The sequence below is a fragment of the Mycobacterium sp. E3251 genome (genome assembly GCF_001666835.1).
GTDB lineage: Bacteria > Actinomycetota > Actinomycetes > Mycobacteriales > Mycobacteriaceae > Mycobacterium.
In genome coordinates this window covers 1-22205 of record NZ_LZJF01000006.1, presented here as the reverse complement: position 1 = coordinate 22205, position 22205 = coordinate 1, and the positions used below count along the sequence as shown (strand labels likewise).

General features: G+C 68.7%; 22 protein-coding genes. 9 read left to right on the top strand and 13 right to left on the bottom strand.

Features of this window, described 5'->3' with window-relative positions; all coding sequences use genetic code 11:
- The 4 genes from A5697_RS00655 to rimP form a co-directional block, all read right to left on the bottom strand.
- Positions 1-380: translation initiation factor IF-2 N-terminal domain-containing protein (locus tag A5697_RS00655; protein WP_231971929.1), on the bottom strand; the 380-nt coding region annotated here is incomplete at its 3' end.
- Between the two features lie 64 nt (positions 381-444).
- On the bottom strand, positions 445-702 hold the full coding sequence (locus A5697_RS00650; RefSeq protein WP_369806022.1) for a YlxR family protein: 258 nt from the start codon (positions 700-702) through the stop codon (positions 445-447).
- A 167-nt stretch (positions 703-869) separates the two neighbouring features.
- The gene (gene nusA / locus A5697_RS00645) at positions 870-1925 is read right to left on the bottom strand and encodes a transcription termination factor NusA (protein WP_067943821.1); all 1056 of its coding nucleotides are present in this window, start codon (positions 1923-1925) and stop codon (positions 870-872) included.
- On the bottom strand, positions 1925-2452 hold the full coding sequence (gene rimP, locus A5697_RS00640) for a ribosome maturation factor RimP (protein WP_068007047.1): 528 nt from the start codon (positions 2450-2452) through the stop codon (positions 1925-1927). Before rimP ends, nusA begins: the two co-directional genes overlap by 1 nt.
- 213 nt (positions 2453-2665) lie before the next feature.
- Between rimP and A5697_RS00635 the strand changes: the two genes are divergently transcribed.
- On the top strand, positions 2666-3202 hold the full coding sequence (locus A5697_RS00635; protein WP_067943837.1) for a hypothetical protein: 537 nt from the start codon (positions 2666-2668) through the stop codon (positions 3200-3202).
- A complete protein-coding gene (locus tag A5697_RS00630; protein ID WP_067943825.1) occupies positions 3199-3645 on the top strand; it encodes a ferritin-like domain-containing protein in 447 nt (148 codons plus the stop codon). Before A5697_RS00635 ends, A5697_RS00630 begins: the two co-directional genes overlap by 4 nt.
- Positions 3646-3663: 18 nt before the next feature.
- Here the strand turns inward: A5697_RS00630 and A5697_RS00625 are convergent, their stop codons facing one another.
- The 8 genes from A5697_RS00625 to mqo form a co-directional block, all read right to left on the bottom strand.
- Entirely contained in the window at positions 3664-5412 is a 1749-nt protein-coding gene (locus A5697_RS00625; RefSeq protein ID WP_068007045.1) for a proline--tRNA ligase, read from the bottom strand.
- A gap of 137 nt (positions 5413-5549) precedes the next feature.
- A complete protein-coding gene (locus tag A5697_RS00620) occupies positions 5550-7142 on the bottom strand; it encodes an MFS transporter (protein WP_067943828.1) in 1593 nt (530 codons plus the stop codon).
- Between the two features lie 33 nt (positions 7143-7175).
- The gene (gene cobA, locus A5697_RS00615) at positions 7176-8381 is read right to left on the bottom strand and encodes a uroporphyrinogen-III C-methyltransferase (RefSeq protein ID WP_067943830.1); all 1206 of its coding nucleotides are present in this window, start codon (positions 8379-8381) and stop codon (positions 7176-7178) included.
- A 67-nt stretch (positions 8382-8448) separates the two neighbouring features.
- Positions 8449-9843 carry a cobyrinate a,c-diamide synthase gene (locus A5697_RS00610; protein WP_068007042.1) on the bottom strand — a complete coding sequence of 465 codons (1395 nt, stop codon included), beginning with the start codon at positions 9841-9843 and terminating at the stop codon, positions 8449-8451.
- Entirely contained in the window at positions 9840-10454 is a 615-nt protein-coding gene (gene cobO, locus A5697_RS00605) for a cob(I)yrinic acid a,c-diamide adenosyltransferase (protein ID WP_067943834.1), read from the bottom strand. The genes A5697_RS00610 and cobO overlap by 4 nt, the downstream gene beginning before the upstream one ends.
- A gap of 15 nt (positions 10455-10469) precedes the next feature.
- Positions 10470-12302: a magnesium chelatase subunit D family protein gene (locus A5697_RS00600; protein WP_068007039.1), complete on the bottom strand. Its 1833-nt coding sequence runs from the start codon at positions 12300-12302 to the stop codon at positions 10470-10472.
- Positions 12299-12769, bottom strand: a complete 471-nt coding sequence (locus A5697_RS00595) for a GNAT family N-acetyltransferase (RefSeq protein ID WP_067949297.1) — start codon at positions 12767-12769, stop codon at positions 12299-12301. Before A5697_RS00595 ends, A5697_RS00600 begins: the two co-directional genes overlap by 4 nt.
- Entirely contained in the window at positions 12766-14268 is a 1503-nt protein-coding gene (gene mqo, locus A5697_RS00590) for a malate dehydrogenase (quinone) (RefSeq protein WP_082953170.1), read from the bottom strand. The genes A5697_RS00595 and mqo overlap by 4 nt, the downstream gene beginning before the upstream one ends.
- 110 nt (positions 14269-14378) lie before the next feature.
- Between mqo and A5697_RS00585 the strand changes: the two genes are divergently transcribed.
- Together A5697_RS00585 and mtr are read left to right on the top strand one after the other, a co-directional pair.
- Positions 14379-15395, top strand: a complete 1017-nt coding sequence (locus tag A5697_RS00585) for an alpha/beta hydrolase (protein ID WP_067949295.1) — start codon at positions 14379-14381, stop codon at positions 15393-15395.
- A gap of 4 nt (positions 15396-15399) precedes the next feature.
- A complete protein-coding gene (mtr, locus tag A5697_RS00580; protein ID WP_068007036.1) occupies positions 15400-16779 on the top strand; it encodes a mycothione reductase in 1380 nt (459 codons plus the stop codon).
- Positions 16780-16781: 2 nt separating this feature from the next.
- Here mtr and A5697_RS00575 read toward each other — a convergent pair whose 3' ends face one another.
- Positions 16782-17246 (bottom strand): Fur family transcriptional regulator, encoded by a 465-nt coding sequence (locus A5697_RS00575; RefSeq protein ID WP_068007051.1) that lies wholly within the window; start codon positions 17244-17246, stop codon positions 16782-16784.
- Positions 17247-17370: 124 nt separating this feature from the next.
- On the opposite strand from A5697_RS00575, the gene A5697_RS00570 reads away from it, so the two are divergent.
- The 5 genes from A5697_RS00570 to A5697_RS00550 all read left to right on the top strand — a co-directional run.
- The gene (locus tag A5697_RS00570) at positions 17371-18483 is read left to right on the top strand and encodes a HoxN/HupN/NixA family nickel/cobalt transporter (protein ID WP_067949291.1); all 1113 of its coding nucleotides are present in this window, start codon (positions 17371-17373) and stop codon (positions 18481-18483) included.
- Positions 18484-18575: 92 nt separating this feature from the next.
- Positions 18576-18911 carry a hydrogenase maturation nickel metallochaperone HypA gene (locus A5697_RS00565; RefSeq protein ID WP_067949288.1) on the top strand — a complete coding sequence of 112 codons (336 nt, stop codon included), beginning with the start codon at positions 18576-18578 and terminating at the stop codon, positions 18909-18911.
- A gap of 27 nt (positions 18912-18938) precedes the next feature.
- Positions 18939-19709 (top strand): hydrogenase nickel incorporation protein HypB, encoded by a 771-nt coding sequence (gene hypB / locus A5697_RS00560; protein WP_068007034.1) that lies wholly within the window; start codon positions 18939-18941, stop codon positions 19707-19709.
- A gap of 230 nt (positions 19710-19939) precedes the next feature.
- A complete protein-coding gene (locus tag A5697_RS00555) occupies positions 19940-20995 on the top strand; it encodes a hydrogenase expression protein HypE (protein WP_067949284.1) in 1056 nt (351 codons plus the stop codon).
- A gap of 81 nt (positions 20996-21076) precedes the next feature.
- Positions 21077-22205, top strand: a 1129-nt coding sequence (locus tag A5697_RS00550; protein ID WP_231971928.1) for a nickel-dependent hydrogenase large subunit, incomplete at its 3' end; no start/stop codon positions are given.

Sequence of the window (22205 nt, the reverse complement as noted above, 5' to 3'; positions counted from 1 at the left end):
AGGCTCCGCGGCCCGGCGGTGGCCGACCCGGCGGTCCCGGCGGCCGTGACGGCGGCGGGGGCAGCTGGGGCGGCGGCGATCGTCGTTCCGCCGGCGGCTTCGCCGTTGGCCTCGCCGTTGCCGATGGCCTTGTCGAGTGCCTGGTCAAGCGATTTGTCCGGGCCCTTGGCCGGAGCCTTGGCGGCCGCCTTGGCCGCCGTCTTCTGGGCAGCCGGTTTGCCGCCCCCGAAGGATTCGCGCAGTCGGCGAGCGACCGGCGCCTCCACCGTGGACGATGCGGATTTTACGAATTCGCCCTGTTCATTCAGCCGGGCGAGAACTTCCTTGCTGGTAACACCGAGTTCCTTGGCCAACTCGTGTACGCGGGCCTTACCTGCCACTACATCTCCTGTCTAAGAGGCGACAGTCGTGGGGCCGCGCCTCGGGTTTAGCTATGACGCATGGTCATCGGGACTTCACGGTGTGCTCATGTTCTTTGCTACCTGTTCTGTTGCCGTGCTGGTCGAGCGCTTCCACGTACTCGACCAGCGCGGATGTGTCCGGTGGACGGTCGATGCGCAGCGCTCTGGTGAAAGCCCGCCGCCGAATCGCCTGTTGCACGCACGGCGGTACGGGATGCAGCCATGCACCCCGCCCCGGCCGGTTGGCCCTGGTGTCAACGATCACGGCGTATTCGCCGTTCCCGTTCGACTGAGCCACCACGCGAAGCAGTTCGACGGCCAGCTCTCGCTTTCGGCACCCGACGCACGTCCGGACTGGTCCGTCCAAATGTTTGTGCGCCCGGGCCGAAGGCTCACGCTGGATCACGGCTCAGTCTAGCGTCACTTATCCGATGGTCAGAACCGCCCGAGGATGCGGGCGAGGATCCCCTAGCGGTCGTGCGCCATCCCGTGGGTGGCCCCGTGTTCGGGGTGGCTCTCCGAATGCGACTCCGATCCCCCCGGCGTATCGCCGCGGATGTCGATCCGCCACCCGGTGAGGCGCGCGGCCAGCCGCGCGTTCTGGCCCTCCTTGCCGATGGCCAGGGACAGCTGGAAGTCGGGCACCACCACGCGGGCGGCCCGGGCGTTCGGGTCGATGATCGACACGGAGACCACCTTGGCCGGCGACAGCGCGTTGGCCACGAAGCGGGACGGGTCCTCGTCGTAGTCGATGATGTCGATCTTCTCCCCGGAGAGCTCGCTCATCACGTTGCGCACCCGTTGGCCCATCGGCCCGATGCAGGCCCCTTTCGCGTTCAGCCCGGGAACGTTGGACTTCACCGCGATCTTGGAGCGGTGGCCGGCCTCCCGGGCCACCGCCACGATTTCCACCGACCCGTCGGCGATCTCGGGGACTTCCAGGGAGAACAGCTTGCGGACCAGGTTGGGATGCGTTCGCGACAGCGTGATCAGCGGCTCGCGGGAACCGCGGGTCACGCCGATGACGTAGCAGCGCACCCGGTTGCCGTGCTCGTAGCTTTCGCCCGGCACCTGTTCGGCCGCCGGGATCACGCCTTCGGATGCCTTGGTCTCGGTGCCCATCCGGACGACGACCAGGCCGCGGGCGTTGGCGCGGTTGTCGCGCTGGATGACGCCCGCGACGATCTCGCCCTCACGGGTGGAGAACTCACCGTAGGTGCGCTCGTTCTCCGCGTCCCGAAACCGCTGCAGCATGACCTGACGGGCGGTGGTGGCGGCGATGCGGCCGAAACCTTCGGGGGTGTCGTCCCATTCGCTGATGACGTTGCCGTCGTCGTCGGTCTCGCGGGCGACGACCTTGACGACGCCGGTCTTGCGGTCGATCTCGATGCGCGCGTCGTTCTGATGGCCCTCGGTGTGCCGGTAGGCGGTGAGCAGCGCCGACTTGATCGTCTCGAGCAGCTCGTTGACCGAGATACCGCGATCCACCTCGATGGCGTGCAGCGCGGCCATGTCGATGTTCATCAGTGCCGCTCCTCCGTCCTGTCGGTCCGGCCCGCCAGGTCCAACTCCGCTTGGGCTGGGGGCGAAAACTCCACCTGGACAACGGCTTTGGCGATGTCGGCGAGCGGGAGCTCGCGCACCTGGTAGTCGCGTCCCGCGCGGACCACCAGCGCGACGGTGTCGCCGCGCGTCTCGCCGACGCGACCGGTCAGTCGCGAACCGTCCGCGAGGACGACGTCGACCTTGCGGCCGCGGGCGCGACGGAAATGCTTTGCACTGGTCAGCGGGCGGTCCACGCCCGGCGAACTCACCTCGAGCACATAGCGGTCGGCGACATCGTCGATGCCGTCCAGCAACGCCGACGCCGAGCGCGACAGCGTCGCGATGGTGTCCAGGTCGAGGGCTTTGTCACCGTCGGCGACCACCATGATCCGCGGCGGGCGCGTCCGGGCGTCGATGACCACGTCTTCGATCTCGTATCCGGCGCGCGCGAACTCATCACCGAGTAGCTCGATCACCTGCGTCTGCGAAGGTAGCCCGGTGGTCACGGCGAGCTCCTCATCTTGAGTTGTCCGGTCAGCTGGAGGGCGTCGCCGCCCCTTGGCCCTATTTAGCCCTGCGGGCGGCTCCGGTGTCCTGGCGGAACGCGAAGGCTGCCGTTCCGCGAGAGCAGCTATCAACGATACGCCAGGAATCGCGTCTGACGGCCGGATCGCGTCCTGGCTTCCTACCCACCCCCGCACCGATGGCAGGATGTGTTTGTGTCTAGCGCATTTCCGGTCGTCAACCGGCGGGGTGTGCTCGCCGGCGGCGCGGCTCTGGCTGCGCTCGGGGTGGTGACCTCCGCCTGCGGCGAGTCCCCGCCCAAGCCCCCACCCGTCGAAGAGCTGTTGGGGCCGCTGGACCAGGCCCGCAAGGACAGCGCGCTGGCCGGTGCCGCGGCCGCGGCCGTCGGCAACCCGCCACAGATCGCCGCCGCGCTGACGGTGGTCGCGAGCCAACGCGCCGCGCACGCCCGCGCCCTGTCCACGGAGATCTCGCGGGCCGCCGGCAAGATCACCGCCTCGTCCACCAGCGAGACCGCGGGCCCCAGCCCGAGCGCCGCCGAACCGGCGGGACCGCCGCCGCCTCCCCCACCGGTGTCGGACGTGATCAACGCCTTGCGCGCCTCGGCGGACAGCGCCAGCCGGATGGTGGCGGGAGAATCCGGCTACCGGGCGGGGTTGCTCGCCTCGATCATCGCGTCCTGCACCGCGTCGTACACGGTCGCCCTGGTGCCGGGGGGCCCGTCGATATGAGCTCCGGCAAGGACGCGGACAACGCCGCGCTGTGCGACGCGCTGGCCATCGAACACTCGACCATCTACGGCTACGGCATGGTCTCGGCGCTGTCGCCGCCCAGCGTGAACGACATGGTGGTGGAGGCCCTGAGTCAGCACCGCCAGCGCCGCGACGACGTGATCGCGATGCTCAACGCCCGCAAGGTCAACGCGCCGGTCGCCGCCCCCGGTTACCAGTTGCCGATCCTGGTGGGCAGCGCGGCGGATGCGGCGCGCCTGGCGGCGCGGATGGAAAACGACGGCGCGTCGGCCTGGCGAGTGGTGATCGAGCACGCCGAGACGGCCGACGACCGCGCGTTCGCCGCCACGGCGCTGACGCAAAGCGCGGTGATGGCCGCCCGATGGAACCGGGTGCTGGGCGCCTGGCCCATCACGACGAGCTTCCCCGGCGGAAACGACTAGCGGCGCAAGGGTTTTGAGTTACCCGGTAAGGGCGGCCGCGACGTCGGTGGCCAGCGACGGCCCGGTCGCCAGCTCGCGCGTTTCTCCGCCGAAGCGGTCGCGCAGCTCCACCACGCCGTTGCCCCAGCCGCGCCCCACCACCAGGATCCACGGCACGCCCAGCAATTCCGCGTCCTTGAACTTGACCCCCGGTGATGCTTGACGGTCGTCGAGCAGCACCTCGATGCCCAACCGGTCCAGGTCGGCGGCCAGCGCGGTGGCCCCGGTGCGGGCGTCCGCGTCCTTGTTGGCGATCACCAGATGGACGTCGAACGGCGCGACCGAAGACGGCCAGCGCAGGCCCAACTCGTCATGGTGCTGCTCGGCGATCACCGCCACCATCCGCGACACCCCGAGGCCGTAGGACCCCATGGTCAGCCGCACCGGCTTGCCATCCTCACCGAGGACGTCGGCGGTGAAGGCGTCGGTGTACTTGCGGCCGAGCTGGAAGATGTGCGCGACCTCGATGCCCCGGGCCGACACCAGCGGGCCGGCGCCGTCGGGAGACGGATCGCCGTCGCGCACCTCGGCGGCCTCGATGGTGCCGTCGGCGGTGAAATCGCGGCCGGCCACCAGGCCGACGACGTGCCGGCCGGGCTCGTCCGCCCCGGTGATCCAGCTGGTGCCGTCCACCACCCGCGGGTCGACGAGATAGCGAACACCGTTGTCCCGCAGCGCCTTCGGCCCGATGTAGCCCTTCACCAGAAATGGGTATTTGGCGAAGTCGGAATCGTCGAGCAACGCGTACTCGGCCGGTTCCAGCGCGGCGCCCAGCCTCTTGTCGTCGACCTCGCGGTCGCCCGGCAGCCCGATGGCCAGCAGCTCCCACTCCCCGCCGGGCTGGCGCACCTTGAGCAGGACGTTCTTCAGCGTGTCCGCCGCGGTGACCGTGCGGCCGAGGCCGGCGGTGTTGGCCCAGTCCACCAGGGTGGCGATGGTCGGGGTGTCACCGGTGTCGTGGATTACCGCCTCAGGCAAGCCATCGATCGGTTTGGCCTCGGGGCGGGCGGTGACGACGGCCTCGACGTTGGCCGCATACCCCGATTCCAGGCAGCGCACGAAGGTGTCTTCGCCGACCGGACTTTCGGCCAGGAACTCCTCGGAGGCGCTGCCGCCCATCGCCCCCGATACCGCGGACACGATCACGTAGCGCACCTGGAGCCGGTTGAAGATGCGCTGGTAGGCCTCCCGGTGCGCGTGATAGGCGGCCTTGAGTCCGGCGTCGTCGATGTCGAAGGAGTAGGAGTCCTTCATCAGGAACTCGCGCACGCGCAGGATCCCCGCGCGCGGCCGCGCCTCGTCGCGGTACTTGTTCTGGATCTGATAGAGCAGCACGGGAAAGTCTTTGTAGGAGTTGTATTCGCCCTTGACCGTCAGCGTGAACAGCTCTTCGTGCGTCGGGCCCAACAGGTAGTCGTTGCCGCGGCGGTCCTGGAGCCGGAACACCCCGTCGCCGTATTCGGTCCACCGGTTCGTGGTCTCGTACGGCGCGCGCGGCAGCAGGGCGGGAAACAGGATCTCCTGACCGCCGATCGCGTTCATCTCGTCGCGGACGATGCGTTCGATCTTGCGCAGCACCCGCAGCCCGAGCGGCAACCAGCTGTACAGCCCGGGCGCGATCGGCCGGATGTAGCCGGCGCGGATCAGAAGTTTGTGGCTGGGCACTTCGGCATCAGCGGGATCGTCACGCAACGTGCGCAAGAACAGCTCGGACATCCGGGTGATCACAGCGGGCCAGCCTAACTTGTCAGGGGTGGGCGCCTAGCAGCCGAGGACCCGTGCAGGCTCCGCGAATTTGATATCGCCGGCGCTATCGAATCCGGCGCAAAGCTATTGGAGCGGGCCGCCAATCGGCGACCCCGGCGTCACAGCTCGCCGGCGTCGATCGCTTCCTTGACCTCTTGCGCGTGGGCCACCTGGGCGGGGGTGTAGCCGATCAGCAGCGCCGCGGCGCCGACGATGACGGCCACCCCGGCCACCCACAGCAGGCCGTAGGTGTAGCCCTGGTCGAGCGCGTGCAGTTGGAGGTCGTTCATGATCTTCACCGGGCCGGTGGTGCCGCCCATGTACAGCGTGCGGGAGGTGATCACGGCCTGGATGACGGCCAGCACCAGCGGACCGCCGAGGCTCTGCAGCATCAATGCGATCGCCGACACCGGGCCGATCTGGTCGAAGCCGACACCGGCGATGGCCGCCAGCGTCAGCGGGACGACGCAGATGCCGATGCCGATCCCGCCCACGATGATGGGGAGCACCAGGTTGGGGAAATAGGGCACACCGCGGTGCATGAAACCCCAGCCGTAGAGCATCGCCCAGAACAGCAGGATGCCGCCGCCGATCGTCAACACCCGGGGCGAGAACCGCGACACCAGTTGCGAGGACACGCCCAGCCCGATCCCCATCGCGATGACGAACGGGATGAAGCCGACGCCGGCGCGCAGCGCGCTGTAACCGAGGATGTCCTGCACGTACAGGCCGATGCACACCGTCAGGCTGAACATGAGGCCGCCGGCCAGGAAGATCGCGGCGAAGGTGACCAGCCGGTTGCGGTCGCGGAACAGATCGAATGGGACAACCGGGTTTTCGGCGGTGCGCTCGACGATGATGAAGGCGAGGGCGGCGGCCATCGCGACCACACCCGAGCCGACGGTGGTGATCGAGACCCAGCCCTTTTCCGGCCCCATCGAGAAGGCGAAGACGGCCGCGGTGCACGCCAGCGTCGCCAGCATGGCGCCGGTGGCGTCGAGCTTCATCCGCTCCCGGTTGGTCTCGCGCAGCGCGGTGCGCGCGAGGTAGATCATCACCAGGCCGATCGGCACGTTCACCAGGAACGCCAGCCGCCAGGACACCTCGGTCAGCGCTCCGCCGACCACCAGGCCCATCACCGAGCCGACCGCCGTCATCGCGGCGAACACCGCCGTCGCGAAGTTACGCGCGGGCCCCTTGGGGAAGGTGGTCGCGACGAGCGCCAAGCCGGTCGGCGAGGCGATGGCGGAGCCGACCCCCTGCGACAGCCGCGCGATGACCATGGTCACCTCGTCCCATGCGACCGCGCACAGCACCGAGGAGATGGTGAACAGCGCGACGCCGACGATGAAGGTGCGCTTGCGCCCGATGGTGTCGCCGAGCCGGCCGCCCAGCAGCATCAGTCCGCCGAAGGTCAGCACGTAGGCGGTGATCACCCAGCTGCGGCCGGCGTCGGACAGGCTGAGCTCGTTCTGGATCCGGGGCAGCGCGACGATGGCGACGGTGCTGTCCATGGTCGCCAGCAACTGCATACCGCCGATGGCGATCACGGCCGCGATGAAGCGGCGGGACGGCAACCATGCCGGGTAGTACTTGCTGAGGCGGGTGGAGGCGGTCTCTGCCGGGCGCGTGGAGCGCGCCGCGGCCGGACGATCGGGGCGTGCGGAGGTGAAGTTGCGCACCGCGCGCTCACTGTCGTTGAGGGCCGTCATAAAGGGTTACCTTACAGTAATCTTAAGATCCGTTTAAAGCCCGAAAGCCGCCACTGGCCCGATCACGATGATCGCGGGAGGTCGGATGCCCTCGGCGCGGATCTTTTCCGGCGTGTCGGCGAGAGTGGCCCGCAAAGTCTGCTGAGCCGCCGTCGTTCCGTGTTGCACCACCAGCACCGGCGTTTCCGCAGGTCGGCCGCCCGCTATGAGCGCGTCGGCGAAAAGCTCGATGCGTTCGACGGCCATCAGCAAAACGATGGTGCCGGAGAGCGCGGCCAGCGCATTCCAATTCACTAACGATTCGGGGTGGCCGGGCGCCAGATGTCCGCTGACCACTACGAATTCGTGATTTATGGCCCGGTGCGTGACCGGAACGCCGGCCAGGGCGGGCACTCCTATGGCGCTCGTCACACCCGGCACGACGGTGACCGGGATCCCGGCGTCGACGCACGCCTGCACTTCCTCAAAGCCGCGGGCGAAGACGAACGGGTCCCCACCCTTGAGGCGGACGACGAACTTCCCGGACCGGGCGCGTTCGATCATGACGTCGTTGATCGCGTCCTGCGCCATCGCCCGCCCGTACGGGATCTTGGCGGCGTCGATGACCTCCACGTGCGGCGGTAGCTCCGCCAGCAGTTCCGGGGGCGCCAGCCGGTCGGCGACCACCACGTCGGCGTGGGCCAGCAGCCGGCGCCCGCGCACGGTGATCAGTTCGGGGTCGCCGGGGCCGCCGCCGACGAGTGCCACCCCGCCGCGCACGACGTCGGGGCTGGCCACGCTGTCGGGCGCGATTACCCCCGTCTGCAGCGCCTCCCGGATGGCCGAGCGAATGGCCGCGGACCGGCGGTGCTCGCCGCCGGCGAGCACCCCGACCGATAACCCTTCGTAGCTGAAGGACGCCGGGGTCACCGCTGTCCCTTCCACGGCGATATCGGCGCGGACGCAGAAGAGGTGGCGGCGCTCGGCCTCCGCGACGACGGCCGCGTTCACTTGCGCGTCGTTGGTGGCGGCGATCGCGTACCAGGCCCCCTCGAGGTCGCCGTCGCGGTATTCGCGCAGCGACAACGTGATTCCGGTCATCGCCTCGACCGACCTGGTGGCGCTGCGGGAGATCACGTGGACGTCCGCACCGCTGGCGATGAGCAAGGGCAGCCGGCGCTGGGCAACCGAGCCGCCGCCGACCACGACGACCTTCTTGCCGGCCAGCCGTAGTCCGGCGAGGTAGGCGTTCTCGGTCACCGGGCAAGCCTAGTGGCGACCGCGGGCGCGGCGGAAACGCCGGGCGCTGCGGGTCGCCACCATCGGCCTAGTGGCGACCGCGAGCGCGGCGGAAACGCCGGGCGCTGCGCGCGGCGGCGTGCGCCACGAACCGCGCGACGGCTTGTGGTGCCGCGGCCGGATGGGTGTGCAAGTACGACGCGTGCACTCCGGCGTGCACGACACCTTCGCGCAAGGTATCCGCGTCGTTGCCCCGGTAGGCCCACGCGGGCTGGTAGTCATCGCTGAACGTGATTGCGGTCCGGTGGAATTCATGGCCCACCGCCCGCTGCCCGGTGGAATAGAGCGGCGAATCGGCCACGGCGACGGCGTCGCGATAGGCCAACGTCAGATTCGGCGTGAACCGCGCCGACCCGGCCAGCACGCCGCACATCGGGTAACCGTCGAGTTCGGTGGCCAGATAGATGAGGCCGGCGCATTCGGCGTGAATCGGCGCGCCGGCGGCGGCCAGCTCGTTGATCTGCCGGCGTACGGAGTCGTTGGCCGAGAGCTCGGCGGTGAACTGTTCCGGAAAGCCGCCGGGCAGCAGCACAGCATCCGTGCCATCGGGCAACTCCTCGGCCAGCGGGTCGAATTCGACCACGTCGGCGCCGGCGGCCCGCAGCAACTCGGCATGTTCGGCATAGCCGAAGCTGAACGCCTTACCCGTTGCCATCGCCACGGTGGCCCGCCCGCCGGGCGTCTCCCCCACCGCCGTCGCCGGGTCCCACGCCGTGCCGGTCCGGCTCGCGGCGACGGCCACCACGGCCGCCAGATCGACGTGACGGGCGACCAGGTCGGTCATCGCCTCGACCGCGAGCCGCGCGCGCCGCCCGTACTCCACCGCGGTGACCAGACCCAAATACCTTGTTGGAAGCTCTAATTCGGCGGTGCGGGGAATGGAACCCAGCACCGCGACACCCGCCTGCTCGCAGGCCTGCCGCAAAACGTGTTCGTGCCGGGCCGAACCGACCCGATTGAGGATCACGCCGCGGACCCGGGTCGCGGCGTCGAACGTCGAAAAGCCATGCAGCAGTGCGGCGATGCTGTGACTCTGGCCGCGCGCGTCGACCACCAGGACCACGGGCGCACCCAGCAGGCCGGCCACGTGGGCGGTGGAGCCTTCCGCGGGGCCGGCCGCGGCGCGCCCGATTCGCCCGTCGAAGAGCCCCATCACCCCCTCGATCACCGAAATGTCCGCACCGCCCGAGCCGTGCGCGTACAGCGGGCCGACGAGGTTCTCACCGACCAGCACCGGGTCCAGGTTGCGGCCGGGACGCCCGGCGGCCAAGCCGTGATAACCGGGGTCGATGAAGTCCGGGCCCACCTTGAACGGCGCCACGGCATGGCCCGCGCGCCGCAGCGCACCGATCAAACCCGTTGCGACGGTGGTCTTTCCGCTGCCCGACGCCGGCGCGGCGATGACGACCGCGGGGACACTCACCACTCGATGCCCTTCTGCCCCTTGCGGCCCGCGTCCATCGGGTGCTTCACCTTGGTCATCTCGGTGACCAGATCGGCGGCCTCGATCAACCGCTGCGGGGCATCGCGGCCGGTGATGACCACGTGCTGGTGGCCCGGCCGCGCCAGCAGCACGTCCACCACCTCGTCGACGTCCACCCATCCCCATTTCAGCGGGTAGGTGAATTCGTCGAGCACATAGAAGTCGTGGCGCTGCTCGGTCAGCCGGCGCGCGATCTCCGCCCAGCCGTCGGCGGCGGCCGCGGCGTGATCGTCTTCGCTGCCGGCCTTGCGCGACCACGACCAGCCCGCGCCCATCTTGTGCCATTCCACGGGCCCACCGATGCGGTGCTGCTGGTGCACCTGGCCGAGTTGGGTGAAGGCGGTCTCCTCGCCCACCTTCCATTTGGCGCTTTTGACGAACTGGAACACCGCGACGGAGAGCCCGGCATTCCAGGCCCGCAATGCCATTCCGAATGCGGCGGTCGACTTCCCCTTGCCCGGGCCGGTGTGCACCGCCAGCACCGGGGTGTTGCGCCGGGCCCTGGTGCTCAGTCCGTCCTCGGGGACCTGAAGTGGGCGGCCTTGTGGCATCAGCGGTTACCCTCCTCAGGCCGCGTTTCGCACGGCGCGCGTCAGCGAGTCCGCGTGCAGCTGCTCGAGGCGCACGGCCGGGGCGCCGAGGTGGCGGGCCAGCTGTTCGGCCAAACCCAGCCGCACGTAAGACGTTTCGCAGTCCACGACCACCGCGGCGGCGCCCTCGGCCACCAACCGGGCCGCCGCCGCCCGGCTGCGGCCCAGCGGGTCCGTTCCGGCGGTGGCCCGGCCGTCGGTGAGCACCACCACCAACGAACGCCGGGCCCGGTCGCGTGCCTTCTCCCGGACGACCAGTTCACGCGCGGCGAGCAGGCCTTCGGCCAGCGGGGTCCTGCCGCCGGTGTCGAATCGGGCCAGCCGCCGGCCGGCGACGTGCGCCGACGACGTGGGCGGCAGCAGCAGCCGCGCCTCCCGCTGGCGGAACGTGATCACGGCGACCTTGTCGCGGCGCTGGTAGGCGTCGCGCAGCAGCGACAGCGTCGCGCCACTCACCGCGGCCATTCGATCGCGCGCCGCCATCGAGCCCGACGCGTCCACGACGAAGATGACCAGGTTGCCTTCGCGCCCCTCCCGGATCGCCCGTCGCACGTCATCCGGCCCCGGGCGCAGGGGGCCGGCCCCGGCACGTTCGGCGGCCGACAGCAGGGTGGCGAACAGGTGCAGCCCGTGCGCACCGGAACTCGTGTCGTTTCCGTCGGTGGCCGCGATCACGCTGCCGCTGGCGTTGCGGGCCCGCGATCGCCGCCCGGGCGCCCCCGCGCCGACCCCGGGCACCGTCAGCGCGCGGGCGCGGAAGGTCTTCGACGGCGGCGCGCTGGGGCGCGGCGGTTGTGGCTTCGGGACTCCAGACGAGTTCGATTGCGGCGCAGGGTCTTCCGCGGACTGACCGCCGCCCGGCGGGTCGGGCTCGGGCTCGCGTTCGTCGCCGGCCTGGGCCAGCGCCTCGTCGAGCTGGTCGCGGTCGATGCCGGGTTCGTCGAATGGGTCGCGGCGGCGCCGATGCGGCAACGCCAGCTCGGCGGCCACCCGGACGTCCTGCTCTTCGACGGACGTGGCCCCACGCCAGGCGGCGTGCGCGGCGGCGGTGCGGGCCACCACCAGATCGGCCCTCATCCCGTCGACGTCGAACGCCGCGCACACCGAAGCGATGCGCCGTAACTCGCTGTCGGGCAATACCACCTGGCCGACGAGCGCCCGAGCGGCGGCGATGCGCCGGGCCAGTTCGGCCTCCGCGTCGGCGTAACGCTCGGCGAACGCGTCCGGGTCGGCCTCGTAGGCCATGCGCTGCCGGACGACTTCCACCCGCACGTCGACGTCACGGGACGCGTGCACGTCGACGGTGAGGCCGAACCGGTCCAGCAGCTGCGGACGCAGTTCGCCCTCCTCGGGATTCATGGTGCCGATCAGCACGAACCGGGCCTCGTGCGAATGCGAGATGCCGTCGCGTTCGATGTGCACCCGGCCCATCGCCGCGGCGTCGAGCAGCACGTCCACCAGGTGGTCGTGCAGCAGGTTGACCTCGTCGACGTACAGCACGCCGCCGTGCGCGCGGGCCAACAGCCCCGGCGAGAACGCGTGCTCGCCGTCGCGCAGCACCCGCTGCAGGTCCAGCGAGCCGATCACCCGGTCTTCGGTTGCGCCGAGCGGCATTTCGACCAGGCCGGCGCCCGCGTCACCGGTCGCCTCGGACAACAACGCCGCCAGGCCGCGCACGGCCGTCGACTTGGCCGTGCCCTTCTCGCCCCGGATGAGCGCACCGCCGATCTCCGGGCGCACGGCGCACAACAGCAGCGCGAGGCGCAGCTGGTCGTGCCCGACGATCGCACTGAACGGATACGGCTTCACGGTAGCTCCGTCAGGCCGGAGCCGGGCTTGAGCATCGGTACATGCGGGACGCCGTCGTCGACGAAATCGTCACCGGCGCGGACGAACCCGTGTTGGGCGTACATGTCGGACAGATAGGTCTGCGCGTCGATGCGGCACGGGTAGTCGCCGACCTCGGCCAGGGCGGCGCGCAGCAGCCGGGTGGTGTGGCCCTGCCCGCGCGCGCTGCGTTTGGTGCACAACCGGCCGATCCGGAACGTTTTTCGGCCGCCGGCGTGCTCCTCCATCAACCGCAACGTGCAGATCACCTCGCCGTCGGGCGTCTCCAGCCAGAAGTGCCGGGTTTCGGCGAGCAGGTCGCGCCCGTCCAGCTCCGGGTACGGGCAGGCCTGCTCCACCACGAACACCTCCACCCGCAGCTTGAGTAGTTCGTAAAGGGTCTGGGCGTCAAGGTCTTTGGCCCAGGACCGACGCAACGCTTCACTCATGACCGGACCCCCGAATCGGACTTCAACCCCAACACCTCGGTTCCCCACGACCACACCTCGTCGTACAACGCCGGCTCGCGGGACAGCTCCACCCCCAGCGACGGCACCATCTCTTTGAGCGTGGGCAGCCAGGATCGATAGCGGCCGGCGAAGCACCGCTGCAACACCTCGAGCATGGCCGCCACGGCCGTCGATGCTCCAGGCGAGGCTCCCAGCAGCCCGGCGATGCTGCCGTCGGCGGCGGCCAGCACGGTGGTGCTGAAGTCCAGCACGCCGCCCTTGCGCCGGTCTCGCCTGATCACCTGTACGCGCTGACCGGCCACGGTCAGTTCCCAGTCGGAATCCTCTGCGCTGGGGGCGAATTCGCGCAGCGCGTGGATGCGGTCCGGTTCGGACAGCCGCAGCTGACGGATCAGATAGCTGATCAGTGTCAGCTGGGTGAGGCCGACCCCGAGCATGGACAGCGCGTTGTCCGGTTTCACCGAGCGGGGCAGGTCGCTGAGGCGGCCGTGTTTCAAGAACTTGGGTGACCAGCCGGCGTACGGCCCGAACACCAGCCAGGACTTGCCGTTGACGAACCGGAGGTCCAGGTGCAGCGCGCCGAGCGGCGGGGCGCCCGGCGCCGGGACCCCGTACACCTTGGCCCGGTGCGCGGCGGTGAGCGCCGGGTTGTCGGTGCGCAGAAACCGGCCGCCGATGGGGAATCCGGCGAAGCCCCTGACCTCGGGGATGCCGGACTTCTGCAGCAACGGCAGCGCGTCGCCGCCCGCCCCGACGAAGACGAATTTGGCGTTCAGCCGGCGCTTTTCGCCGGTGCGGCGATTGCGGATCAGCAGCGTCCAGCTGCCGTCCGATTGCCGGCTCAGGTCGCGGACCTCGTGGCCGAACAACGCGGTGGCGCTGCCCTGCACGCAGTAGCCGATGAGCTGGCGGGCCAGGGCACCGAAGTCGACGTCGGTGCCATGGGGGGCCCAGTTGAGCGCGGTCGGTTCGGAGAAGTCGCGCCTGGCGGCCATGAACGGCAGCCGGCGGGCGAACTCGTGCGGGTCGTCGATGAATTCGGTGCCGGCGAACAGCGGGTTGGTGGCCAGGGCCCGCTGCCGCCGGCGCAAGAACTCGACGCGCTGCGCCCCGCACACGAAGCTCACGTGTGGGAGCGGGTTGAGGAAGCCGGTGTCGGTCAGGATCCCGTTCTCGGCGGCGTAGGCCCAGAATTGACGGCTCACCTGGAACTGCTCGTTGATGCGCACCGCTTTGGTGATGTCGATCGAGCCGTCCCGGTTCTGCGGAGTGTAGTTGAGCTCGCACAGCGCGGAGTGCCCGGTGCCGGCGTTGTTCCACGGGCTGCTGCTCTCGGCGGCGACGGCGTCCAGGCGTTCGACGATGGTCATGGACCAGTCGGGCTGCAGCCGCCGCAGCAACGCACCCAGGGTCGCGCTCATGATGCCCGCGCCCACCAGCACGACGTCCGTCCGTGCGGTTCGGGCTAGCGATGACACCTGCTCCTGGTCCTTCCGTCGACTCTGCAGGTTCCCAGGCTATCCCGAGGCGAACCCGGCATGGACGGCGTGCGCCTCCCCATGGCCAGCAAAACCTCTAAGCTGGCCTCGTGACTGGCTGGGTGCCCGATGTCCTGCCCGGTTATTGGCAGCGCACCATCCCCCTTGGGCCCGACCCGGTCGGCGAGGGCGAGATCGTGGCGACGCTGATCCGGCGCGGTGAGCCCGCCGGACCCTCCGGCGCGGGTCACGCGGTGCTGGCCGTGCATGGCTACACCGACTACTTCTTCAACACGGCGCTGGCCGACCACTTCGCCGACCGCGGCTTTGCCTTCTACGCGCTGGACCTACAGAAATGCGGCCGGTCGCGCCGCGACGGCCAGACACCGCACTTCATCACCAACCTCGACGACTACGACGCCGAACTCGACCACGCCCTGGCGGCTATCCACGAGCACCACCGACCCGCCAAGGTTTTGGTCTACGGCCATTCCTCAGGTGGGCTCATCGTGTCGCTATGGCTGGACCGGCTCCGCCGGCGCGACGCCGCCGCCCACGCCGGCATCGGCGGTTTGGTGCTCAACAGCCCGTTTCTGGACCTGCACGGCCCGGCGGTGTTGCGCCATTCGGTGACCTCGGCGCTGATCGCCGGCCTGTCCCGCGTGCGGTCCAGGGGGGTGGTCCGGACGCCCACCGAGGGTGGTTACGGCACCACCCTGCACCGCGACTACCACGGCGAGTTCGACTACAACCTGCAGTGGAAACCGGTGGGCGGCTTCCCGATCACGCTCGGCTGGCTGCACGCCATCCGCCGCGGCCACGCCCGGCTGCACCGCGGGCTCGACGTCGGCGTGCCGAACCTCATCCTGCGCTCCGATCACACCGTGCGGGAAACCAGCGACGCGGCGTCCATGCAATGCGGCGACGCGGTTCTCGACGTCACCCAGATCGCCAGGCGGGCCGGTTGCATCGGGAATCACAGCACCATCGTGCCGATCGGCGACGCCAAACACGACGTCTTCCTCTCGCTGCCGCAGCCTCGGCAGGCGGCCTACCGCCAGCTCGACCTCTGGCTGGACCGCTACCTGCACACCGACCGCACCGAACCCTCTTCGAGGAAGGGGTGAGGAGTTGGAGACCTATGACATCGCCATCATCGGAACCGGTTCGGGCAACACCCTTCTCGACGATCGGTTTACCGGCAAGCGTGCGGCGCTGTGCGAGCACGGCACGTTCGGTGGCACCTGCCTGAACGTCGGGTGCATCCCGACCAAGATGTTCGTCTACGCCGCCGAAGTCGCCACGACGATCCGGGACGCGGCACGCTTCGGTGTCGACGCGCACGTCGACCGGATCCGCTGGGACGACATCGTCTCGCGGATCTTCGGGCGGATCGACCCGATATCGATGAGCGGCGAAGATTACCGCCGCGCGTCGCCCAGCGTCGACTTGTACGACCAGCACACCCGATTCGGGCCGGTTCAGCCCGACGGACGCTACCTGTTGCGCACGGACGGCGGTGACGAATTCACCGCGGATCAGGTGGTGATCGCGGCGGGGTCCCGCCCGGTCATTCCCCCCGCGATCCTCGACTGCGGCGTCGCCTATCACACCAGCGACACGATCATGCGCATCCCGGAGTTGCCCGAGCACCTGGTGATCATCGGGAGTGGCTTCGTGGCGGCGGAATTCGCGCACATCTTCTCCGCCCTCGGCGTCCGGGTGACGTTGGTCATCCGCGGCAGCACGATGCTGCGGCACTGTGACGACACCATCTGTAAACGCTTCACCCGCATCGCCGCGGCCAAATGGGAACTGCGCACGCACCGAAACGTCGTGGGCGGCAGCAACAACGGCTCCGGCGTCGCGCTGCGGCTCGACGACGGGTCGACGCTTGACGCCGACCTGCTGCTGGTCGCGACCGGGCGGGTGTCCAATGCCGACCTGCTCGACGCCGAACAGGCCGGGGTCGAGGTCGAGAGCGGCCGGGTAGTGGTCGACGAATACCAACGGACCTCGGCCCGTGGCGTTTTCGCCCTCGGCGACGTTTCGTCGCCGTACCAGCTCAAGCACGTCGCCAACCACGAGGCCCGGGTCGTACAGCACAACCTGCACTGCGACTGGGACGACACCGAGTCGATGGTGATGACCAACCACCGCCACGTGCCGTCGGCGGTGTTCACCGACCCTCAGTTGGCATCCGTCGGTCTGACCGAAAATCAGTCCATCGCAAGGGGATTCGACGTCTCGGTCGCGGTCCACGACTACGGTGACGTCGCCTACGGCTGGGCCATGGAGGACACCACCGGGATAGTCAAGCTGATCGCCGAGCGCAGCACCGGCCGTCTGCTGGGTGCGCACATCATGGGCCACCAGGCGTCGTCGATCATCCAGCCGCTGATCCAGGCGATGAGCTTCGGGCTCACCGCCCACGAGATGGCCCGCGGCCAGTACTGGATTCACCCGGCGCTGCCCGAGGTGGTCGAGAACGCGCTACTCGATCTTCGGTGAGCTCAGGGCTTTTGGCACTGCGGGCACAGGCCGTGCAGCGTCAGCCCCGCGGCCTCGGACAGCGCGAAGGAACTGCCCGCCATCGCGTGTTCGAGCGCCGAACTGAGCTGCCGGGCGGGCACCTCGATGATCGAGCCGCATTCGGTGCACACGGCGTGGTGGTGCGGCGCGGTGGCCATCCCGTAGGTGGTGACACCGCCGTCGAGGGTCAACGGATGCAGCACCCCCTGGCCGACCAGGGTGGTCACCGTGCGATAGATGGTCGCAACGTCGGGGGCGTGGGCTCCGTGCGGCAGGCAGGCCCGCACCCGCTTGTGGATCTCCGCCACCGGCAGGTGGCCGTCGACCGGCTCGAGCACCGCCAGCACCTGGATCCGCGAGGACATCCGGCGCAGCCCCCGGGCGCGCAGGAGATCGCCGATCCGGGCGGTGACGGACGGGTCCAGTGCCGACGGCTTGGGCGTCACCCGTTCAGTGTCGCGCCGCCGCGGTGGGCGCGCCAGTTTTTCGACGGAATTCGGTGCCCGCATCGGCCCGGCGTTCCTGCGAGCCACTTGCATCTGGTCGACGGCGGCACCTACAGTCGTGCCAGTGGCCAGTACTGAGCTCGGCCGGCGCCCGTCGTGGACGACCAGGCTGCGCAGCGCCCTGACGCCGGCGGAGTGGGGGCGGCTCGCGTCGATGTCGGCGGTCATCGTCGCGCTCCACGTGGTCGGCTGGTTCACCTTGGTGACCTTCGTGGCCCCGGCGCAATTCAGCCTGGGCGGCAAGGCATTCGGGGTCGGTGTCGGGCTGACGGCCTACACCCTGGGAATGCGGCACGCGTTCGACGCGGACCACATCGCCGCCATCGACAACACCACCCGCAAGCTGATGAACGACGGGCAGCGGCCGCTTGCGGTCGGATTCTTCTTCTCGCTGGGCCATTCCACGGTGGTCTTCGTGCTGGCGCTCCTGCTGGCGTCCGGCGTCAAGACGATCGTGGGGCCGGTCCGTGATGACTCCTCGAAGCTGCATCACTATACGGGACTGATCGGCACGGGCGTCTCCGGTGTGTTCCTCTACGCGATCGCCCTCCTCAACGTCGTGGTGCTGGTGGGCATCCTGCGGGTGTTCGCCCGGGTGCGCCGCGGTGGCTACGACCCCGACACCGACGGGGCAGAGCTGGAACGGCACCTGGACAACCGGGGCCTGATGAACCGATTCCTGCGCCGCTTCACCAAATCGGTCACCAAGTCGTGGCACTCCTACCCGGTCGGGCTGCTGTTCGGGCTCGGCTTCGATACCGCCACCGAGATCGCGCTGCTGGTACTGGCGGGCACCAGCGCGGCCGCCGGGTTGCCGTGGTACGCCATCCTGTGTCTGCCCGTGCTGTTCACCGCGGGCATGTGCCTCCTGGACACCATCGACGGCTCGTTCATGAACTTCGCCTACGGCTGGGCGTTTTCGAATCCGGTGCGCAAGATCTACTACAACATCACCATCACCGCGCTGTCGGTGATCGTCGCGCTGCTGATCGGCAGCGTCGAACTGCTCACCCTGTTCGCCGAGCAGTTCGGCTGGCGGGGCGCGTTCTGGAGCTGGATCGGTCGGCTGGACCTGGGCGCCGTCGGCTATTTCATCGTCGGCGCGTTCGTCGTCACCTGGGCGGTGGCGCTGCTCGTCTGGCGCTACGGGCGCCTCGAACAGAAGTGGACGTCCTGAACAGCGAGCCCTGAGAGCGGCTGCGCATCCTGGGCCTTCGGTGTAGAACAGTGCTCATGAGCCTCGCTGCGCGCGGATGCGGGTGATCGGCTGTGCACGAGCTGTCGCTGTGCGAAGCGATCGCCGGTGTGGTCAAGACGCATGCCGACGGTCGGCACGTCGACGTGGTGCGCGTGCGGATCGGGGCGCTGCGCCAGGTGGTGCCCGAGTCGCTGTCGTTCTGCTGGACACTCGTGCGCGACGCCGAGGACATGCCCGGCGCCGAGCTGGAACTCGAGTGCGTCGGCGCCGAGGTGCGCTGCCGAGCGTGCGGCCGGCAATCGGAGATCACGTCGGCCTGGTCGATCTGGTGCCCCGAGTGCGATAGCTCCGACGTCGAGGTGTTGCGCGGCAACGAATTCTTGGTGACGTCGTTGGACGTCTCGTGAAACCGACTCGCCCCGAACGGATTTGACATGGGTAGATTCCATCGGCATGACGACGGGACCGTGCACACCCACGAGCACGACGACCCGGATCACCGCCACGGCGATCATGGCCAATACCAGACCGGCAAGCAGCGGGTCGACGTGCTGGAGGCGATCTTCGCGGAGAACGACTTGCTCGCCGATGCCAACCGCGCGGCGTTCGAGAGCAGCGGGGTGCGCACCCTCAACCTGATGAGCTCGCCGGGATCGGGCAAGACGACCGTTCTGCAGGCCACGCTCGACGAGCTCGCCGGTGAGCTTGCCATCGGGGTGATCGAGGGCGATATCGCCACCGACCTGGACGCGGCCAAGCTCAGCGGTCGAGGCGCCCAGGTGTCACTGCTCAACACCAGCAATGGTTTTGGTGGCGAGTGCCATCTCGACGCGCCGATGGTGAACCGCGCACTGCCGGGTCTCGACCTGCCCGCGCTGGACCTGGTGATCATCGAGAACGTGGGCAATCTGGTCTGCCCGGCCGAGTTCGACGTGGGCGAGCACGCCAAGGCCATGGTCTACTCCGTGACCGAGGGCGAGGACAAGCCGCTGAAGTACCCGGTGATGTTCCGCTCGGTGGATGTGGTGTTACTCAACAAGATTGACTTGGTTCCGTACCTCGACGTCGATGTCGACGAGTACATCGCCCACGTGCGCAAGGTCAATGCGACGGCGACCATCCTGCCGCTCAGTGCGCGAACGGGGGCGGGGATGGGCGCTTGGTTCGGCTGGCTGCGACGTTTCGCCGCGAACGCGCCGGCCTGACGCGTCCGCACTTGCAAGGCTTTTGCATATGTCGCGGCATCGGCGCGGACGACGATTGCCGCCCCGAGCGGCGCGGAAGGGTATGCAACGGTTGTCTAACTACTTGGTGCCGCAGAGGCGTTGACACGCTGGGCGGTGAAGAGTAGACCCAGAAATTAGCGCTGCGCAAGTGGGCCGACGGTCGACTCCGGTAGCGCAGGGGCCCCAGCCCGGCCCCGGAAAGCTGCAGCATGCCAACAGAAGCAGCAGTCAAAGCGGAAGAAACATTGATCCATGTCCTATGGATTAATGCGGGGCTCAGTTGTGATGGCGATTCGGTGGCGTTGACTGCCGCCACCCAACCCACTGTTGAGGAGATTGCCCTGGGGGCGTTACCGGGGCTTCCGAAGGTCGCCGTGCACTGGCCGCTCATCGATTTCGAGTGCGGACCCAGCGGAGGCGCGGACGACTTCCTCTCATGGTTCTTCAAAGCCGACCGCGGTGAGCTCGAACCCTTCGTCCTCGTCGTCGAGGGCTCGATCCCCAACGAGAAGATCAAGGAAGAGGGCTACTGGTGCGGGTTCGGCAACGACCCGGCCACCGGCCAGCCGATGACCACCAGCGAGTGGCTCGACCGGCTGGCGCCCAAGGCCACCGCGATCGTGGCGGTCGGGACCTGCGCCACCTACGGCGGCATCCACGCCATGGCCGGTAACCCGACGGGCGCGATGGGGGTGCCCGACTACCTGGGGTGGGACTGGAAGAGCAAGGCCGGCATTCCCATCGTGTGCGTGCCCGGTTGCCCCATCCATCCAGACAACCTGTCGGAGACGCTGACCTACCTGCTCTACATGGCGACGGGCCAGGCGCCGATGATTCCGCTCGACGACGCGCTGCGTCCTGCGTGGTTGTTCGGCAACACCGTCCACGAGGGTTGCGACCGGGCCGGATACTACGAGCAGGGCGACTTCGCCACCGAATACGGCTCGCCGAAATGCATTGTCAAGCTTGGCTGTTGGGGTCCCGTCGTCAAGTGCAACGTGCCCAAGCGGGGATGGATCAACGGTGTCGGCGGCTGCCCCAACGTGGGTGGGATCTGCATCGGCTGCACGATGCCGGGATTCCCCGACAAGTTCATGCCCTTCATGGACGAGCCGCCGGGCGGCAAGGTCTCCACGACCGCGTCGGGCCTGTACGGAACCGTGATCCGCAGTCTGCGGGGCATCACGGCGCGCACCGTCGACAAGGAACCGCGGTGGCGTCACAACGGTAACCAACTCACCACCGGAGCGCGCCGCACCTGGTAGGTCACCTACCAGGTGCGCTGCGCTTCGTTCTCCAATCTGAGCCCTCGAGCTCAAGAGCCCACAGCGGGAAGAAGAAGTGCGATGACAACCATCATTCCGGAGCCCACCCACGCCAAGCGGGAACCCGGCCAACTGGTCGACATGGCCTGGGACCCCATCACCAGGATCGTGGGCAGCTTGGGCATCTACACCAAGATCGACTTCGAGAACCGCGAAGTCGTCGAGTGCCACAGCACCTCGTCGATATTCCGCGGCTACTCGATCTTCATGAAGGGCAAGGATCCTCGCGACGCCCACTTCATCACCAGCCGCATCTGCGGTATCTGCGGCGACAACCACGCCACCTGCTCGTGCTACGCGCAGAACATGGCGTACGGCGTCAAGCCACCGCACCTCGGTGAGTGGATCGTCAACCTCGGCGAGGCCGCGGAATACATGTTCGACCACAACATCTTTCAGGAGAACCTGGTCGGGGTTGACTTCTGCGAGAAGATGGTGTCCGAGACCAATCCGAGTGTGCTTTCCCTGGCGGAGAAGACGCCCGCGCCGCAGGCCGACGCCCACGGGTACCGGACCATCGCCGACATCATGCGCTCGCTCAACCCGTTCACCGGCGAGTTCTACCGCGAGGCGCTGGCCGTCAGCCGCTGGACGCGAGAGATGTTCTGCCTCATGGAGGGTCGCCACGTGCACCCGTCCACGCTGTACCCCGGTGGGGTCGGCACCGTCGCGACGATTCAGCTGATGACCGACTACATGACCCGGCTCATGCGCTACGTGGAGTTCATGAAGAAGGTCGTGCCGATGCACGACGACCTGTTCGACTTCTTCTATGAGGCGCTGCCGGGCTACGAGAAGGTCGGGCTGCGCCGCACCCTGCTCGGCTGCTGGGGCTCCTTCCAGGATCCCGAGGTGTGCAACTTCGCATACAAGGACATGGAGCGCTGGGGCAACGCCATGTTCGTGACCCCGGGCGTGGTGGTCGACGGCAAACTGCTCACCCACTCGCTGGTGGACATCAACCTCGGCATTCGGATCCTTTTGGGCAGTTCGTATTACGACGACTGGACCGAGCAGGAGATGTTCGTCAAGACCGATCCCCTGGGCAACGCGGTGGACCGGCGCCACCCGTGGAACCAGCGCGGCGACATCACCCAGCTGTACTTGCCGCCGTCCATGTCCCGCTTCTGCGGGTGCGGGTTGGTGTGCT

Coding starts and splice junctions, on each gene's coding strand:
- nusA (WP_067943821.1), bottom strand. CDS start 1,925: ATGAACATCGACATGGCCGCGCTGCACGCCATCGAGGTGGATCGCGGT.
- A5697_RS00630 (WP_067943825.1), top strand. CDS start 3,199: ATGAGCTCCGGCAAGGACGCGGACAACGCCGCGCTGTGCGACGCGCTG.
- A5697_RS00620 (WP_067943828.1), bottom strand. CDS start 7,142: ATGACGGCCCTCAACGACAGTGAGCGCGCGGTGCGCAACTTCACCTCC.
- cobO (WP_067943834.1), bottom strand. CDS start 10,454: ATGCCACAAGGCCGCCCACTTCAGGTCCCCGAGGACGGACTGAGCACC.
- A5697_RS00595 (WP_067949297.1), bottom strand. CDS start 12,769: ATGAGTGAAGCGTTGCGTCGGTCCTGGGCCAAAGACCTTGACGCCCAG.
- hypB (WP_068007034.1), top strand. CDS start 18,939: ATGGGTAGATTCCATCGGCATGACGACGGGACCGTGCACACCCACGAG.
- A5697_RS00555 (WP_067949284.1), top strand. CDS start 19,940: ATGCCAACAGAAGCAGCAGTCAAAGCGGAAGAAACATTGATCCATGTC.